At 70.0% G+C, this 16,327-nt stretch carries 16 protein-coding genes; 13 read left to right on the forward strand and 3 right to left on the reverse strand.

Features of this window, described 5'->3' with window-relative positions; translation table 11 throughout:
- Positions 1-279: 279 nt before the first annotated feature.
- From VKT83_12450 to VKT83_12500, 11 genes are read left to right on the forward strand one after another with little or no spacing between them, the layout of a single operon-like run.
- Positions 280-816: a type II secretion system protein gene (locus VKT83_12450; GenBank protein HLY23266.1), complete on the forward strand. Its 537-nt coding sequence runs from the start codon at positions 280-282 to the stop codon at positions 814-816.
- A 12-nt stretch (positions 817-828) separates the two neighbouring features.
- On the forward strand, positions 829-2,193 hold the full coding sequence (locus tag VKT83_12455) for an O-antigen ligase family protein (GenBank protein ID HLY23267.1): 1,365 nt from the start codon (positions 829-831) through the stop codon (positions 2,191-2,193).
- A gap of 57 nt (positions 2,194-2,250) precedes the next feature.
- A complete protein-coding gene (locus tag VKT83_12460; protein ID HLY23268.1) occupies positions 2,251-2,808 on the forward strand; it encodes a prepilin-type N-terminal cleavage/methylation domain-containing protein in 558 nt (185 codons plus the stop codon).
- A 56-nt stretch (positions 2,809-2,864) separates the two neighbouring features.
- Positions 2,865-3,500 carry a prepilin-type N-terminal cleavage/methylation domain-containing protein gene (locus VKT83_12465; GenBank protein ID HLY23269.1) on the forward strand — a complete coding sequence of 212 codons (636 nt, stop codon included), beginning with the start codon at positions 2,865-2,867 and terminating at the stop codon, positions 3,498-3,500.
- 23 nt (positions 3,501-3,523) lie between these two features.
- On the forward strand, positions 3,524-5,242 hold the full coding sequence (locus VKT83_12470) for a hypothetical protein (protein ID HLY23270.1): 1,719 nt from the start codon (positions 3,524-3,526) through the stop codon (positions 5,240-5,242).
- Between the two features lie 27 nt (positions 5,243-5,269).
- Complete coding sequence (gene pilM / locus VKT83_12475) at positions 5,270-6,325, forward strand: type IV pilus assembly protein PilM (GenBank protein ID HLY23271.1); 1,056 nt, start codon at positions 5,270-5,272, stop codon at positions 6,323-6,325.
- Positions 6,322-6,936, forward strand: coding sequence for a PilN domain-containing protein (locus VKT83_12480; GenBank protein HLY23272.1), 615 nt, complete (start codon positions 6,322-6,324; stop codon positions 6,934-6,936). The genes pilM and VKT83_12480 overlap by 4 nt, the downstream gene beginning before the upstream one ends.
- On the forward strand, positions 6,933-7,598 hold the full coding sequence (gene pilO, locus VKT83_12485) for a type 4a pilus biogenesis protein PilO (protein HLY23273.1): 666 nt from the start codon (positions 6,933-6,935) through the stop codon (positions 7,596-7,598). The genes VKT83_12480 and pilO overlap by 4 nt, the downstream gene beginning before the upstream one ends.
- Position 7,599: 1 nt before the next feature.
- Positions 7,600-8,307, forward strand: a complete 708-nt coding sequence (locus VKT83_12490) for a hypothetical protein (GenBank protein ID HLY23274.1) — start codon at positions 7,600-7,602, stop codon at positions 8,305-8,307.
- Entirely contained in the window at positions 8,304-10,223 is a 1,920-nt protein-coding gene (locus tag VKT83_12495; protein HLY23275.1) for an AMIN domain-containing protein, read from the forward strand. Before VKT83_12490 ends, VKT83_12495 begins: the two co-directional genes overlap by 4 nt.
- A 46-nt stretch (positions 10,224-10,269) precedes the next feature.
- Entirely contained in the window at positions 10,270-11,064 is a 795-nt protein-coding gene (locus VKT83_12500) for a transglycosylase SLT domain-containing protein (protein ID HLY23276.1), read from the forward strand.
- An 84-nt stretch (positions 11,065-11,148) separates the two neighbouring features.
- Here VKT83_12500 and VKT83_12505 read toward each other — a convergent pair whose 3' ends face one another.
- Positions 11,149-11,895 (reverse strand): hypothetical protein, encoded by a 747-nt coding sequence (locus VKT83_12505; protein HLY23277.1) that lies wholly within the window; start codon positions 11,893-11,895, stop codon positions 11,149-11,151.
- A gap of 159 nt (positions 11,896-12,054) precedes the next feature.
- Here VKT83_12505 and VKT83_12510 point away from each other — a divergent pair, with 159 nt between their 5' ends.
- Both VKT83_12510 and VKT83_12515 read left to right on the forward strand, forming a co-directional pair.
- Positions 12,055-12,816, forward strand: a complete 762-nt coding sequence (locus VKT83_12510) for a prepilin peptidase (GenBank protein HLY23278.1) — start codon at positions 12,055-12,057, stop codon at positions 12,814-12,816.
- Positions 12,816-13,502 (forward strand): hypothetical protein, encoded by a 687-nt coding sequence (locus VKT83_12515; GenBank protein HLY23279.1) that lies wholly within the window; start codon positions 12,816-12,818, stop codon positions 13,500-13,502. The genes VKT83_12510 and VKT83_12515 overlap by 1 nt, the downstream gene beginning before the upstream one ends.
- A 5-nt stretch (positions 13,503-13,507) precedes the next feature.
- Here the strand turns inward: VKT83_12515 and VKT83_12520 are convergent, their stop codons facing one another.
- Positions 13,508-14,824, reverse strand: a complete 1,317-nt coding sequence (locus VKT83_12520) for an O-antigen ligase family protein (protein HLY23280.1) — start codon at positions 14,822-14,824, stop codon at positions 13,508-13,510.
- A 92-nt stretch (positions 14,825-14,916) separates the two neighbouring features.
- Complete coding sequence (locus VKT83_12525; GenBank protein ID HLY23281.1) at positions 14,917-16,266, reverse strand: ISNCY family transposase; 1,350 nt, start codon at positions 16,264-16,266, stop codon at positions 14,917-14,919.
- Between the last annotated feature and the right edge of the window lie 61 nt (positions 16,267-16,327).

Below are 16,327 nucleotides of genomic sequence, written 5' to 3' on the forward strand. Positions count from 1 at the left end.
GTTTAGCGAGGGGTCGGACCCGTGGGCCGGCAGCCAGACTGTGACCGAAGCCGGCGGCACCGCCGGGGCGACGTTGAACCACGCGCGCGGCGCGAGCGCCTCGCCGTAAGGGAAACTCAGTGGTGCGCCGGGGCCCGGCCGAACGGCCGGGCCCCGGCGTGTGCCACTCGTTCGCCTAGGCGTTTGACAGTCACATTTCCGGGCTCTTCTGGGCACCTTAAAGGGCGACGGAGAGGGCAACAGAACCTGATCTCGACTGCGCCCGGGGGTGTAAAAGACGTGTTCAGGCGTAACGGTGCCAAGCGCTTCAATGACGAGCGGGGCTTTACGCTCATCGAGTTGATGATCGTCATCCTGGTGATCCTCGTCCTCGCCGCCATTCTGATGCCGCAATTCGGGCTGGCGCGCGAGCGGGCCCGAAAGGCCACGTGCGTCAGCAACCAGCGCAACCTCGAGACCGCCGTGGCCCTGTGGGAAACGGACAATCCGGGACCGACGCTCGGGCAGGGTGAAATGAGCGCGACGTCGGTGCCGACCGCGGCCACGCTCTCGACCACCCCGGTGTATACGCCGGTGAGCTCGTACAAGGAGCCGGATGACACGGGCGTCACGCAGACGAACGGCGCCGACTACTTCCTCTCGGCCGGCGGGACCACGCCGAACAGCATGGCGCCGTCGTACGGGCACGTGATCTGCATCTTCGCCTTCGCTCCCGGCACCAACCCCGATCCGTGGGGCGGCGTCGGCCCGGCGGCCGAGCAGGGTACCGCCGGAGCGGGCCTCAACCACGCGCGTGGGGCGTCCGCGTCGCCGTAGGGACTCCCACGGGTGAGCGGCATCCGGGTTGAGACCGGCGCGCTTCCGGCGATGCTCGCGGTGGGCACGGCCGCCGTGGTGCTGCCGTTCCTCGTTGTGCCCGCTTGGTACGACGCCTACTACTGGCCGAAGGTCTGCCTGCTCTATGCCGCCGTCGCGGCCGGCGCGCTGTCGTTGCTGCGGACGAACGGCGGAGCGTGGCTGCGCGATCTCGGCGCGCCGATCGGCGCCGCGCTTGGGGCGTGGCTCGGCGCGCTGACTCTGGCCACGGCACTGTCGGTCAACCCGCTGCTCAGCTTCGTCGGCGACGATTACCGGTACGAGGGGCTGCTCACGTGGCTCGCGTACGGCGCGCTCGCCGCGGTCTCGGCCAGCACACTGCGGAACCCGCGCCGCCTCCGCGCGATCCTTGGACTGATCCTCGCCGCCGCCGGTGTCATGAGCGCGATCGCCCTCCTCCAGCACGTGGGCATCTCGCCGGTGCCGGCGGACCTGATGCGGCGCGCCTGGATTCGCGCCTCGGGGACGACCGGGAGCCCCCTCGCGCTCGGAGCGTACGCGGTGCTGCTGCTCCCGTTGATCGTCGGCGTGTACGCGGAGAGCCGCCGGGGCCGGCAGGTGGCCTACGGCGCGCTCGCCGCCGCGCTGTACGCGGCGCTTATCGCGACCGAAGCCCGCGCCGGCTGGGGCGCGCTGGCGGTCGGGCTCGCCGTCTGGGGGGTCACCTCGGGGAAGGCCGCGGTCCGCGCCGCCGCGCGGCCGCTGGTGGTGCTCGCCGTCGTGTGCGCCGCCGTGACACCCGCCGTGCTGCTGACCGGATCCCACGCCGCGCTCGGCCACGTGTCCGACGCGGGCAGCGCCGCATCGCGCGTGTTTATCTGGAGGACCGCCGCGCCGCTGGTTGCGGCGCGTCCGGTGTTTGGGTGGGGTCCCGACACTCTCTCGCAGATCTACCCCGCCTACGGCACGCCCGCATTTGTGCGCGTGTTCCCGGAGGCCGCGATGCAGCACATCGTGGTGGACCGGCCCCACAACGATGTGCTCCAGCAGGCGATCTCGGCCGGCCTGGTGGGTCTGGCGGCATATCTGTGGTTCTGGTACATGCTGTTCTACACGGCGTGGAAGACGGCGCGGGCGCGCGCGCACGGCGACCATGGACTCCGGCGCGGAGACGACCGGCGATCGCCTCTGGTCGATCCCGCTGTGATCGGACCGGGACTCGCCGGCGGTTTCGCCGCGTACTTTGCCCAGCTGCAGCTGTCCTTCAGCTACGTGAGCGTCGCGCCCCTGTTTTGGGTGCTCGTCGGCGCGATCGCGGCGCTCCGCCCGCGCGTCGTCTGGGGCGGACGGCTCCGGAGCGGCCCGACCGGCGTCTAAAACGCGCCGCCGCACGGCATAACCCTCACTGCGACCATGCGTACGCGTATGCGGTTTATGAGAGGTTTGTCCGCGATTCGTCCGATCCCGCGGGACGAGCGCGGCTTTACGCTGATCGAGGTCATGATCGCCATCGTCCTGATGATGGTCGGCCTGCTCGCCGCGGCCGACTCGTTTCCCCGCCTGATGGCGATGTCGCTCTACGGGAAAGACCAGACGCGCGGCGGGAATCTCGCGCAGCAGCAGATGGAGATCTACCGGAACATGACGGCGTCGGCCCTGTCGTCGCTCGCCGGCGACTACGGGACCCTGGCCAGCGGCTACTTCGACCAGAACGGGGCCGCGACGACCCAGGCCGCCGCGTATTTCACCCGGGACGTGCAGATCCAGTACTGGGCGTGGGTCCCCGCCAGCAGCGCCTTCGCCAAGCCGGCGAGCCCGTACGTGACCCCAACCGGCGCCTACGTGTACCATGTGTCCGTCGCGACGCACTGGCTCGTGCGCGGGCAGACGGCCTTCACCACGAGCGGATCCACGAAGGGGTGCGTGACCTCGGGGGTCTCCTCGGCGGTGGGACTCGGCTGCGTCACCCTCAGCAGCTTCGTGACGCCGTGAACCGCATGGGGACGAACCGTCGCATCCCGCGCATGAGGCCGTCCGGCGACGGCGGCATGACGCTGATCGAGCTGATGGTCGTGGTTGCCATCGTGTCGGTGACCTCGAGCGCCATGTTCTCGCTGCTGTTCGCGGGGCTCAAGACCTACTGGAAGGGCGACGCCGCCTCGCAGGTGCAGCAGGGCGCCCGCATCTCGGTCGACCGCCTGACGCGGGACCTGCGGCAGGCGCGGCGGCTCATCACCGGGGTGACGGAGACGGTGGGCGCGACGTCCGTCACGTTCAGCACCGGCTGCACCACCCCGCAGATCAGCATGGCCCTGCCGCACCTGGCGTCGGTCTCGCTGGCCGACGGCTCGACGATCTTTGCGCCGGATGCCAACGCCTCGGGCGTCCTTCCGTACGACGGCTGGTACGTCTCCTATTATCTCGCGGCCTCGGCCGATGGGGCGACGCCCGACACCGCCGGTCCGTACCTCATCCGCGCCTCGTACGACATCAAAAACAATACCCTGGCGCTCGCGAACGTGGCAGGCAACGTCACGGCACTCGCCTTCAACCCCGGCGGCGCCTGTCCCACCACGTCGACCCGCGAGTTCACGGTGCAGGTAACGGCGTCGCAGACCCAGACCGGCCAGAACGTGTCGTCGCAGACCATCGTGACCGACGACGTGACGCTGCGGAATCAGTGATGCACACGGCGCGGCGGGGGATCGTGGCGGCACCGCGGCCGGCAGCGGGCGAGCGGGGCACGGCGCTCGTGACCGCCCTCATCATGCTGACCATTATGGGGTTCTTCCTCTTCGGTTTTCAGATGATCAACCGGAACGAGCTTGGCTTCGCGGCGTACAGCCGCAACAGCGCGCTCTCGCTCGGCGTCGCGGAGGCCGGCGTCCAGGAGGCCATCAAGCGGCTGAACATGTTCGGGGCGGCGCCGGGGAGCACGTGCTTCGTCAACAGCCTCACGTCGGGCGCCGCGTGTTCGGGCAGCACCTCGACGCCCAACGCGAACACGGTCGCGTATCAGGCGCGGCTCTCCAGCGATGCCGCCATCTTTCCGATCCTCTCGCTCGCGTCCGTCAACGGCGCGCCGCGGGGGGTGCGCATCTACATGCAGGCGGTGTACAAGACAGGATTCGGCAACACGATCATCGGCCCGCAGGTGACGTTCCAGGGCGACGCCTCGCCCATCACCGGCGACACCTACGCCGATACCTCGACGGTGTTCGCCGACTACGGTTCCAAATCGCCGCAGCCGGGCGCGGGCGCCACCGCCACGAACCTCACCAGTCCGCAGGTGCTGTCCGGCACGACGATCGACGCGGGCAACGGCGCCAACGAGCACGGGCCCTTCACGTACGAATGCGCGAGCAACTCCGCGAGCGAGGTCGCGCCCACGCCGTGCCCGCGCAAGACAGACACGAACGGCAACGCCGTGCCCGTCAACTGGCACCCGATGACGCCGCTCGGGATGACCAGCGCCGATTTCACTGCGCTCATAAATCAGTGCCACACGGGCTGCGGCGCCCTCGGCGTGACGATCGTGCAGGCGACGCAGAGCAACATCGGCGTCACGTACACTCCGGTCTCCTACACACCGTCGTACTGGAGCTTCTCCGGCGCCAACAGCAGGGTGTTCCTCGCCGTGCTGTCGCAGCCGGTCTGTGTGACCGCCGGCGCGGTCGCCGTGCCGTCGGGCGGATCGTGCGGCCCCGGGGGCCACTATTACGGCCAGACGAGTTCGACGATGCGGTACCTGGATTGGGGGCTCGTGCAGGACGATCTGACGCGCGGCTCGGCGCAGACGTTCTTCCAGTCGCCCTCCTGCACGGCGCCGTGCGCGAACGCCGGCTATCAGAACGGCATCCGGTACGTCCCGCTGCTGCCGGCCGAAAACGTGCCGGGCCTCGCGTGCCAGCAGAACGTGAACCCGGGGACCAACGTCTTCGATCAAGTGAACACCGGCGACGGCATTTCCTGCTCGTCGCCGATCTCGACGATCGACCAGACGACCGTGACGTTCAGCGGGACCAAGAGCAGCCCCCAAAGCCTGGTGATCGACAACGCCGGGTCCGGGATCGTCCACATCAACGGCTCGCTCAACGGCAGCAGCACGCTCAACTGCTCCAACACGAACTTCAACAACTACAACTGGGGCGTCATCTTCGCGACCGGCGACATCGACATCGCCGCCAACACCGTGTTCACCGGGATCATCTACACGCCGGGGAACGTGTACACGCACGGCACCGTCCTGCTCCAGGGCGGCATTTTCTCGTCCAACGATCCCTCGACCGGCACGCAGGTGAACCAGGTCGACGATCTCGGCACCGTCAATTTTTGCGGCGGCTCGAGCTCGCAGATCGTGCTGAACCCGCAGTTCTTTACCTTTAACGTACTGACGTGGCAGGACCGGCCGCTCGGAGAGCCGTGATCTGCGACTCAAAGGGGACGTGATACAATGGCACGGCACAACGGGGCGGTTGGGGTCGACATCGGCAGCGCGGCGATCAAGGTCGTCGAGCTGTCGGGCGACGGGCGGGCCGACGGCGGCGGAACGGTGGTGCGGGCGGCGGCGTCCGCGCCCACGCCGCCCGGCGCGATCGAAGAGGGCCGGATCGCCGACGTCGCGGCGGTGGGCCGCGCGCTGCGCGATCTCGTCCAGGGCGCGGGGATCAAGACCCGCCGCGCGGTCGCCGCGGTGAACGGCCAGGTCGCCCTGATGCGCGAGGTCCGCATGCCGCAGGTGTCGCGGGACGAGATCCGCCAGGCCGCGCGCTTCGAGGTGGAGCGGTATCTACCGTATCCGATCGCCGAGGTGACCTTCGACACGGTCGTCGTGGGCGAAAACCGCGAGGGCGAGAGCGGCAAGGTGGACGTGCTCGTCGTGGCCGCACGTACGGACGTGCTGCGCCAGCACGCGGCGGCGCTCCAGGCCGCGGGGCTCGAGCCGGTCGTCCTCGAGGTCGAGCCGCTCGCGGTGGTCCGCGCGGTGTCACCCCGCGCGGCGTCCGAGCACGTGACCGCCTGCATCCATCTCGGCTCGAGCGTGACGATGATTCTCGTCGCGGAGGGGGAAGTACCGCGGGTCATCCGCACCGTGGCCTTCGGCACGGCGCAGCTGCTGGAGGCGGCCGCCTCCCGGCTCGGGGCGACCGGTGAGGCGCCGGAGGTGCTGCAGGCGCGTCTCGCCGCGGTGAGCGCGGGCGACGACGTGCCGGGCCTGCGGGAGGCGATCGACGACAGCCTCTCCTCGCTCGTGACCGAGATCCGCCGGTCGCTCGAGTACTACGGCGGACGCTACCGCGCGGCCGTGCCGGATCGTGTCGTGGTCACCGGCGGCGGGGCGGCGCTGCCCGGGATCACCGCGTCATTGACCTCGGCGCTGGACATGCCCGTCGAGCTCGGCGATCCGTTTCCGGCGCTCGGCGGGTTCCCGCAGACGGGGGCGGCCGACGCGGGCCCGGCGTACGCCGTGGCGGCCGGTCTCGCGCGGCGGGGGGTAGACGAGCCGTGATCCGGATCAACCTTCTTCCACAGCGCCGGCGGCGCCGGCTGATCCCGGAGTCGGGCGTTGTCATCGTGGCCATCCTCGTGATCGGCGCGCTCGCCGCGTCCTACGCGTGGGAAACCTGGCGGAACCGCCAGGTCGCGGCGGAGACCGCGGCGATCAACCAAAAGCTCGTGGTCGTCCGCCGCCAGGTGGCCGAGGTGCTGGCCCTGGAAGCCAAGATCGACGAGCTCAAAGCGCGGGAGAACCTCCTCCAATCGCTTGAAGCGCGGGAGGTCCCATGGTCGGAGATGCTGGTCGATCTCGCCGAGCGGACGCCGCGCGACGCCTGGCTGGGGAGCGCCGCCGTCGGCAATACGCCCGGCGGGCTGGCGTTGACCCTGTCGGGGTCGGCGATGTCGTACACGTCGGTGGCGCACTTCATGACGGCCCTCGGCGCATCGCCGTACTACAGCGACGTTGACCTTTCGGCGGCCCAGCGCTCCACTGTCGGCGCGAGCTCGGTGGTGCAGTTCGGCTTGTCCCTCGCCATGCGGCCGCTGCCGCTGCCGCTGCCTGCCGCGGCGCAGCCGGCGGGGGCGCCGCAGAAGCCGGCCGCCCCGGAGCCCTCCCGATGAATCGCCGCGAACGCCTTATGCTCATGGTCGCGATCGTCCTGCTCGGCGGGATCATTTTCAAGTTTTTCATCCACGACCCGGCGCAGGCCGAACACGACACGCTGGTCGCGGCGCGCGACAGCGCCGCCGCGGAACTCACCAAAGACCAGCAGATCGTCGCGCGCGCGGAACACGCGCGGCAGGAATACGAGCGGCTGCGTGCCTACATCGCGACGATGGAACAGAAGCTGCCGCCGCGCAAGGAGATTCCGGCGCTGCTGACGGCGATGGAACAGTTCACGAAACAGGTCGGCGTGACGCTGGCCAGCATCCATCCCGGCACGTTGACGGCCGTGAACGCCGCGCCCGCGGGGGCGCAGGGCCAGACGCCGGCCAGCCAGACGCCGGCCAGCCAGACGCCGGCCGGCCAGACGCCGGCCGCCGGATCGCGACAGAAGCCCGCGCGGACGCTGGCCTACTCGTCCATGCCGGTTGATCTGCTGCTGAGCGGCACGTTCGCACAGACCGTCGACTACCTGAAGCAGCTGCGGAACTTTCCGAGGCTCATCATCGTCGACTCGGTGTCGCTCTCGCCGCAGACGCTTCCGAAACTCAATGTGACGATTCGGGCGGAGATGTATACTCTTGGAACGCCGTCCACGCAGACGGGGGGAACGCACTAACGTGGCGCGCCTTCGGGAGTTCATCGGCAAACACCGGGCCGCGGCCGTGATCGTCGCGGTTGCCGCGGCCGCGTTGGCGGGCTGGCGGATCTACGCCATGCTGGGGGCAGGCGCCCCCGCGGCGCCGAGATCCGTGGTGCAGCCGGCAGCACCTCCCGCGCCCGCCGCGCACCTTTCCGGTGCGGCGGCGCCGGCCGCGCCGGGCGCACCGTCGTCAGGCGCGTCGACCGGTTCCCCGGCGGCAGGCTCGACGACCGCCGTCGCTCCGGGCGTCCGCGCGCCTGCCGCGCCGTCGACGGCACCGGTGGCATCGGGCGCGCCGCCGAGTACGGGCCGCGCCGACCCATTCGCGCCGCTGGCCACCCCAGGTGGCGGCAGCCCGGCGAGCATCAACCCGCCGCTGCCTCCGGTGCCGCCGCTCGCGCCGGGCTCGTTCGGGCCGTCCGCGTCCACCGGAGCGGGCTCGGCCCTGCCGGGCCTTCCCGGCACGCCGGGCACGCATGGGCAGTTTCAGCTTACCGGCATTGTGCTGGGTCCGTCCGCGGTCGCCATCCTCAACGACGGCGCGGGTTCGTATATTGTGGAACCGGGAGACACCGTGACACCGGGCGTCCGGGTGGTGGCGATCGACGCCCAGAATCAAACCGTCACGCTCACCTCGAAGGATCAATCGTGGCAGCTTCGGCTTGAGGGGGGGACGAGTCGATGAGTCAGGCACGCGGGGCCTTCGGATCGAGGCTGTTGCCTCGCGCCGTGGTGGGGGGAGTCGTTCTGGCGCTGATGTGCGCCGCCCTACCGGCCGGGGCGTTTGCTCAGGCCGCGGCGCCGGTCACCGTGCAGCGCGTGAATGTTGTGGAAGAAGCGGGCGCGGTGGAGATCGGGATCGAGGCGACGGGGCCGGTGGGCTACCGCACGATGGTGCTCGACGATCCCGTTCGGTATGTGATCGATCTGCCCGCGGCCAAGAACGGCAGCGGCCGGCCGACGCAGCGGGTCGGCGTGGGCGCGCTTCAAACCGTGCGGGTGGGACAGGTGACCGACACGCCGCCGGTCACCCGGGTCGTGCTCGACTTGTCGCAGGCGGTGCAGTGGTCGGTGCGCCACCCGTCGGCCGAGGTCGTCGTCGTACGTCTCGCCGTGCCCGAGGCCCACGGCCCGGCCGTGAGCCCCTGGAGCGGTGGTGCGGCGGCGTCCACCGGAACGCGGTCCGGGGCCACGACCGATGCCGGTTCCGCCGCGCCCGCGCCGGAACGGCCCTGGGGCGCCCGTGTTGACGCGGGTGTCTCCCCGGCGCCGGGAGCGCAGGCATCCGGAGGCGGCGGTCCGAGCGCCGACAGCGTGAGGGCTGGACCCCCCGCCGGCGTGCCGGGGATCGTCGTCGCGCAGCAGTCGAGCGGTACCGGCCGGCTCTTGACCCTGGACCTGCGCGACGCGCAGCTCGGTGATGTCCTCGACGCGCTCGCGCGGTTGTGCGGCCTCAACGTGGTCACGGACGCCTCGGTGAGCGGCGCCCGGGTGACCGTGCATCTCGTCGGCGTGACGTGTGAAGAGGCGCTGCGCTTCGTGCTCGACGCCAACGGCCTCGGGTACCGGCGGGTCGGGGAGACGTTGATCGTGCAGCCGATTGCGCGGCTCACGCCGCCTCCGCCCGGTCCCGTGATGCGCGTCTACCGCCTGCAGTATCTGCAGCCGCCGATCGACGCGCAGGAGGCGCTGGTGGGCGGGAACGGCGGCGGCGGCACGCTCACCGGCGGCGCCGGACCGGTCAAGAAGGACGTCGTCTCCTTGATCGCGCTGTTCGCCGGGACCGGCGCGCAGATCGTGTATGACGACCGGACGAATTCGCTCGTCGCGACCGGAACGCCGCCGCAGCAGGAGGCGGTCGTTGCGCTGCTGCGCCAGCTCGACGTGCCGATCCCGCAGGTCGTCGTACAGGCGCTGGTGGTCGATGTGACCGCCACCATGATCAAGAACCTGGGCATTACGTGGTCGATCTTCAACGGCTTCAACCTGACCGAAGCGGTGCCGGGCGCGGGTCAATTCGGGATCGGTCCGATTACACGGGACGCGCTCACCGCGAAGCTGCAGGCGGCGATTACGAACGGCAACGCGAAAGTGTTGAGCGACCCGCGCCTTTCGACGTACGACGGGCAGGAGGCTTTGATCTTCGCGGGCGATCAGATCCCGATCGTGAACACGACGACCTCGGGCAATCCGCCCGTGACCAGTCAAACGGTGACGTTTCAGCCGATCGGTGTGACGCTGAAGATCGTGCCGAAGATCAACTCCGACCGGACGATCAACGTGCTGGTGCACCCGCTCGTGACGACCGCGACGAGCTTTACGTCGGCGACGACGACCAACCCGAACGGCCTGCCGATCATCGCGGCCCGCGAAGCCGTGACCAGCCTGCGCGTCGGGGACGGGGATTCCGTCGTCCTCGGCGGCCTGATGCGGTACTCCGACGTCCGCAATCTACAGAAGATCCCGTTCCTCGGCGACCTGCCGTTTCTCGGGTCGCTGTTCCAGTTCGCGACGGTCAACCATTCAGAGTCGGAGGTCGTGATCGTCCTCACGCCGCGCATCGTGGCGACGGGGCAGCCGGTGCCGGTGCAGCAGCCGTAGCGGGCGGCAGGCACAGTCGGAGCAGGAGATGTTCCAGGGGAGACGCGTGGCGAGCAGCGTTGCCGGCGCGCTGCTGGCGGTCCTGATTGCCGCCGGCGCGCTGCCGGCGGCCGCCGCGGATCCGCACGGTCTGCTGACGGCCGGATGGCGCGCCTACCAGGCCGGGGACATGGCCGGCGCCGAGAGCGCCTTCACACGCGCCGCGGCCGTTTCGCCCGAGTCCGCGACCCCCGCCGTCTGGCTCGGCGCAGTGCTGGTGGTGCGCCGCGATCGCGCGGGCGCCCGGCGATGGTTTCAAACGGCGCTGCTGCGGCACCCGACCATGGCCGAGGCCGGTTACGCGGAGGCGTGGCTTTCGCGGCTGGGCATCGACACGGAACGGCCGCGCTGGCGCATCGGCACGCTCGAGGGGCTAGCGCAGTTCGTCCGCGCCTCGAACCCGCGGCTGTCCTGGGCACAGGCGCTATGGGTGGCGAACGCCATCCGGACCGCGGCGCGCGATGAGGGCGTTGACGAGCGGATCTTGGCGTCCGTGCTCTACATTGAGAGCCGGTTCGAGCACCAGTCGATCTCCCCGGCCGGGGCCGAGGGCCTCGGACAACTGATGCCGGAGACGGCGGCCGGCCTCGGGGTGGACCCGCGCGACCCCTGGCAGAACGTCCTGGGCGCCGCCCGGCTTCTGCGGGCCGACTACGGGGAACTCCGCAGCTGGCCGCTTACACTCGCGGCGTACAACGCCGGCAGCGGTGCGGTGCGGCGGTGGGGCGGCATTCCGCCGTACGCGGAAACCCAATGGTACGTGTGGGCGGTGCTGTGGGTCTACGATAGTCTCGGCGCATAAGCCCGGCGCAGCCGCGGAGCCGGCCCCCGCGGGGGGCCGGCTCCTTTTTCGAACTCTCGTCTTCGGGGCCCGGCGGCGGTCAGGCTACGGGGTTGCGGAACGGCTGGCCTGCCGCATCAACCGATCGGTGTCCTCGCTGGTGATCCACGTCTTCGACGTGTCGTGCACGAGGTAGCGGAGGTAGCCCGCGAGCGAGAGAAAGCGCGTCTCGGCCGAATACGCCTTCATACGGCTGACATCGGGAAGGCTGCCCGGATCAACGGCCGTCGCGTCCGCGACGACGGGCGACGCGGCGCCGCCCTGCGACGTGATCGGACCATCGGACGAGGTTGGAGACGCGGGTTGGAGGGGTGCGGCGCTCGCCGCCTTGAAGACCAGAATCGAGGCCACCGCGTCGTGATCGATGCCAAACGCAACGCCGGCACTGCCGTAGACGATGCCCGGGTACCCCTCGACGGTGCCGCGCGAGTAGACGTCGCCGAGGATGCGAACGACCTCGCTCAGCGGAGTACCGAGCGCGATCCCATCGACCCCGCCGAGCACGCTGTTGGTCGTAGCGACGGCCTGGACGATGTCGCCGTGCGCGTAGACCGTGATGCCGTAGCGATCGAACCCGTAGCCCAGCAGTCCGTTGCCGCCGGTCAGCCGTACGACGGACGGCGTGCCGAACCGGGTCAGTATCTCTCCAATCGGCGCGCCGAGCGAGATATCCGCGAGCGCCACGCCCGGGACCACCGATGCCGCCCCGACGGCCGGACGCCACGGATGGCCCGCCGCGAGCGGGATGATGGCCACGAGGACAACCAGAACGAGCAGAATCCGCTGTCGCATACGTCCAGTCCCCCCGATGACGCGATATTCGGCGTTCATGGCCCAACATGCCCCAGATCAGGGGGCGTTAGACTATGTCCGCGGGGGTCCGGGCTGCCGTCGGCCGGCGGCAGCCCGCGCGACAGGGGACGGCCGCCGGCGCGCGAATTAGCTACATCTATGGACACGGTTCCGCCCGCGGTTGAAACCACCGCCGCCTTCGTGTTCGGCTTGCTCTTCGGCAGCTTCGCCAACGTTCTGATCCACAGGCTTCCGCGCCGCGAGTCGATCGTCGCCCCGGGCTCCCGGTGCCCCGCCTGCGGCGTCCCGATCCGCCCGTGGGATAACATCCCGGTCGTCAGCTATCTGCTCCTCCGCGGCCGGTGCCGCGCCTGCGGCGCTCCGATCTCGCCGCGCTACGTCGTCGTGGAAGTCGTCACCGCGGGCCTGATCGCCGCGATCGTCTGGCGGTTCGGCCTTTCGTTCACCACGCTGCGATACGGCGTGTTCGGGTTTGCGCTGCTTGTCGTCTTCTTCACGGATCTCGAGCATCAGATCATTCCCAACGCCGTGACCTATCCGGGCATCGTAGCCGGCATCGCGCTCAGCGCGGTGGCCGGCCAACTGGCGGCGTCGGTGATCGCGGCGGCGGCCGCCGGGCTCGTGTTCCTCATCCTGGGCGTCGTCAGCCGCGGCGGGATGGGCGGGGGCGACATCAAGCTCGCGGCAATGATCGGCGCGTTCCTCGGCACGCCGGCGGTGATCGTCGCGTTGTTCCTCGCCGTCGCGCTGGGCGCGGCGGCGGGGCTGCTGCTGCTCGCGCTCCGTCTGCGAAGCCGCAAGGACATGATTCCGTTCGGGCCGGCGATGGCCGCCGGCGCGATGATCGCGGTCTTCGGGTCCAACGCGATCATCAGCTGGTACACCTCGAGGATGTTCTGATGGGCGCGATTCGGGATCTCATCCGGCGCTATCCGGTGGCGGCCATCGCGGTCGTCGTCGCGGCGGCGGGCTTGGGTGGATGGACGATCTATCAATCTCAGCAGGCGCAGCAGCCGGCGGCGCAGGCGCCGCCGATCGCGACGCTCCCGGCCAAACCTCCCGGAGCGAGCCCGGTCACACCGACCGGCCCCGCGGGACAGACCGGCTCGGCCGCGCCCGTCACGCCGACGTCGCCAAGCGGAGCGGCGGTGTCCGGGGGAACCACAACCGGCCGCACCGGATCGGGTCAGACCGCCGCGCCGCCCGAGGGGGCGGGAGAGGGGCGCGCCAACCCGTTTGCGCCGCTCGTTGCTCCGCAGGGATCGGGACCGTCGCCGGCCGGCGGCGGGCCGATGCCGCCGGTGCCGCCGCTTGCGCCGAACGGCCCCGCAGGCCCGGCGCAGGGGGCCGCGCCCGCTGCGCCACCGGTCCCCCCGTACCGCGTCGTCGGGTTTCTTTGGGGGGACACGGCGTTTGCCATTCTTGAGGACGGTCCGAACTCATACATCGTCGGGCCCGGCGACACGGTTACCCCGGGGACCAAGGTCGTCGCGATCGACGTGCAGCACGAGGTGGTTCGTCTTGATCGCGGCGGGACCGCGATCGATCTGGCACTGACATCGGGGCAGCGCTCCGCAACCCCTTAGGCCGACTAGGTCGTGGAGCGTCGTCCGGCGCCGGGGTCCCGGGCCGCCCGGCGCAGGCTCACCGCGATTCCGGCAACGACCCAGAATACATTTGTGTCGCCGATGTGGCTCCAGAGGAACTGGAGCCACACGAAGTATGCAGTGAGCCCCGCGAGGATCCCCACCGTCTCGAACCCAACCGGAAACGGGAAGCCACGGGCCGCGCCGTGGGCCGCCCGTACCGCGGTCAGCCAAATCCATAAGTACGCCGCCAGCCCGAGGAGGCCCATGTTGACGGCGACCTGCAGCAGATCGTTGTGCGCGACGTCGATGACCACGGGACTTTGTCCGAAGACTCGAACATAGTCCGGGGTGCCGATCCCCGGAAGGTGTCCCTCCACCGCGGAGAACCCCCAGCCCAACACCGGCCGTTCGCGGATCATGACGAGGCTGTGTTCCCAGATCCACAACTTCCCCTGCATCGAGCTGTCGTTGGGGTTGAACGCCGACGTCGCGCGGATGCCCAACGAAACCCGCGGCTGCGTGACCGCCATGACCGTCGTGACCGCGGCGAACACGAGACCCAGGAGCGCCAGGCGCCGGTACGCGGCCGCGGTCCGCGGCAGATGCCACAAGAGGACGACCGCCGCGACCGCCATCGCCGCCCATGCGGAGCGCGTCTGCGACGCGAGAAGAGCCGCGTAGAGCAGGGTGGAGGCCGATGCATAGCCCCACCACTGTCCGGGTTCCCGCGCCCCGGCGGCCATCGCGAGGCCGACCGGCAGCACCAGCGCCGCGTAGCCGCCCAGAAAGTCGGGATTCGACAGTGTGCTCCAGCTGTGGAGGCCGTAGTCGAACCCGCGGCTGCCGATCAACGGCGTCACGTCTACTCCGTAGTACTGCCCGACCCCGATCGCGCCGATGAGCGCGCCGGCGCCGAGCAGCGCCGACAGGATCTCCCGCGCCTCCGTGCGCGACAGCCGCGCCGCGGCGAGTGCCATGGGAAGGAAGACGACGTAATCAAGCAAGCCTTCGCCGCGCCCCGGGCTGGGGATGAGGCTGACCCGCGGATTCACGCCGAAGATCGTCGAGGCGATGGCGGCGCCGAAGAACGTGAGCACCGGCGCGTCGAGTACGGTCGACCGGAGTCTCTCCCCCCACCACAACGACGCGCAGACGCCAGCGAGCAGAACGAGTCCCGCGGCGAACGTGCCGTGGACTTTCATCTCGTTCATCGGCAGCAGCGGCACGAGTGCGGCGCACATCGCCACGGCGATGAGCACGATCCGCCGTCCGAACGCCCGCGCCGCGTCGCGGCCCTCTTCGGTAGAAAGGACGACCATCGCGAAGGCCATTCGACGCGCCGCGCGGCACCTCCGTCGGATGCGCACGCGTGCGCACACGCCCGCGCGCGTGTCGTAGATCAGTGATCCTGTCACCCTAATGGCTCCGTGAAAATGTCACTGGGCTGGTTCTTGAAGCGTTTTGTCCTGAAGCCGGTCACGCTGCGGTGCCAGGGATGATCAGGCGCCGGCGTATGGGTTTTGGACCGCGGCACGGGATCGGAGGAAGCAGGTACGGGTACCGAGGGGCGCGGCTGAAAATGCCAGACGCGTCCGTGCGCGCGCGGCAGGCGCGTGACGCGCAGTCGCTGGCCGCGGTAATAGACGGCCAGCGTGCCATCGAGGTGCGCGTAGACGTCGACCCGCGCGCCGGCATAGCTGCGGCCGCCGCGGCCGGGGTGGATCTGCAGGGCCCGGTCGCCGAGCTGAAGCGTATTATCGGGGGCGACGGTGCGGCGATGCTTGAAGCAGCAGATGCGCGCGAGGTTGGGCGGGGCGGGCCGCCACGCCGGCTCAGGGTGCGCCGGGGCGTGGGTGAAGTGAGCGTTGTAGCGCGGTCGGAAGCGCTCAAAGACGCGCTGAGCCTCGGCGAGGGTCGAGGCCTGGGCGAGCCGCAATTCGACGACGAGGCGATCTTGCAGCGTGCCAAAGAGCCGCTCCACGCGACCTTTGCCCTGGGGCGAGGAAGCCGGGATCCAGCGGATGCCGAGTTCCTGGAGGGCGCGGCCGATTTGCGTGGAGGCGATCTCGCCCTCGAGTTGCTCGGCCAAGCCTTGCCGGGCGCGAGGATCGCGATGAAAGATGCCGTGCCGATCGGTGTACGCGGCGGCTGGCAGGCCGTAGCGGCGGATGAGCTGGCGGAGTAGGAGGAAGTAGCCGTGGGCATCTTCTACGGGACGAAAGATCCCGGCGAGCAACTCGCCGGTGGCATCGTCGACCGCGGCGAGCAGAACGAGGCGCGGCCCGCGCTCCTCGAGCCAGGGATGGTGGCTGCCGTCCATTTGGACAAGCAGCCCGGCCTGCGGCATGCGTTCCCGGCGGCGTCGATGCCGCGGCGCCCGGCGGGTGCGCGGGCTGCCGATGCCGGCATTGCGGAGGAGACGTTGCACGGTGGGCCGCGACACGCGCAGGCCCTCGTGCTCGCGGAGCAAGTCGGTGAGGTGGTGGTCGTTGACGCCGGCGTAGCGCGAGCGGGCCAGCAGCAAGACCCGGCTGCGGACGGTGTCGGGCAATCGGCGAGGGGACGAGTGCCCGCGGTTGCCGTGGGCGAGCGCCGCGGGGCCGTCTCGTCGGACTCTTGCCACCAAGCGTTTGATGTGGCGGGGCGACAAGCCCAGCAGGCGTGCCGCCTCACTCACGATGACGCGGCCCTCGATGACCTGCACCAGGACACGTGCTCGTTGTTGCTCCCTCCGGCTCATTGTGACTCTCCCCTTGGTCATGGTGCCAGGGTGACAGAATCACTGAGCCATTAAGGGGTGACAGAATCATTGAGCTATTACA

Source organism: bacterium (genome assembly GCA_035308905.1).
GTDB lineage: Bacteria > Sysuimicrobiota > Sysuimicrobiia > Sysuimicrobiales > Segetimicrobiaceae > DASSJF01.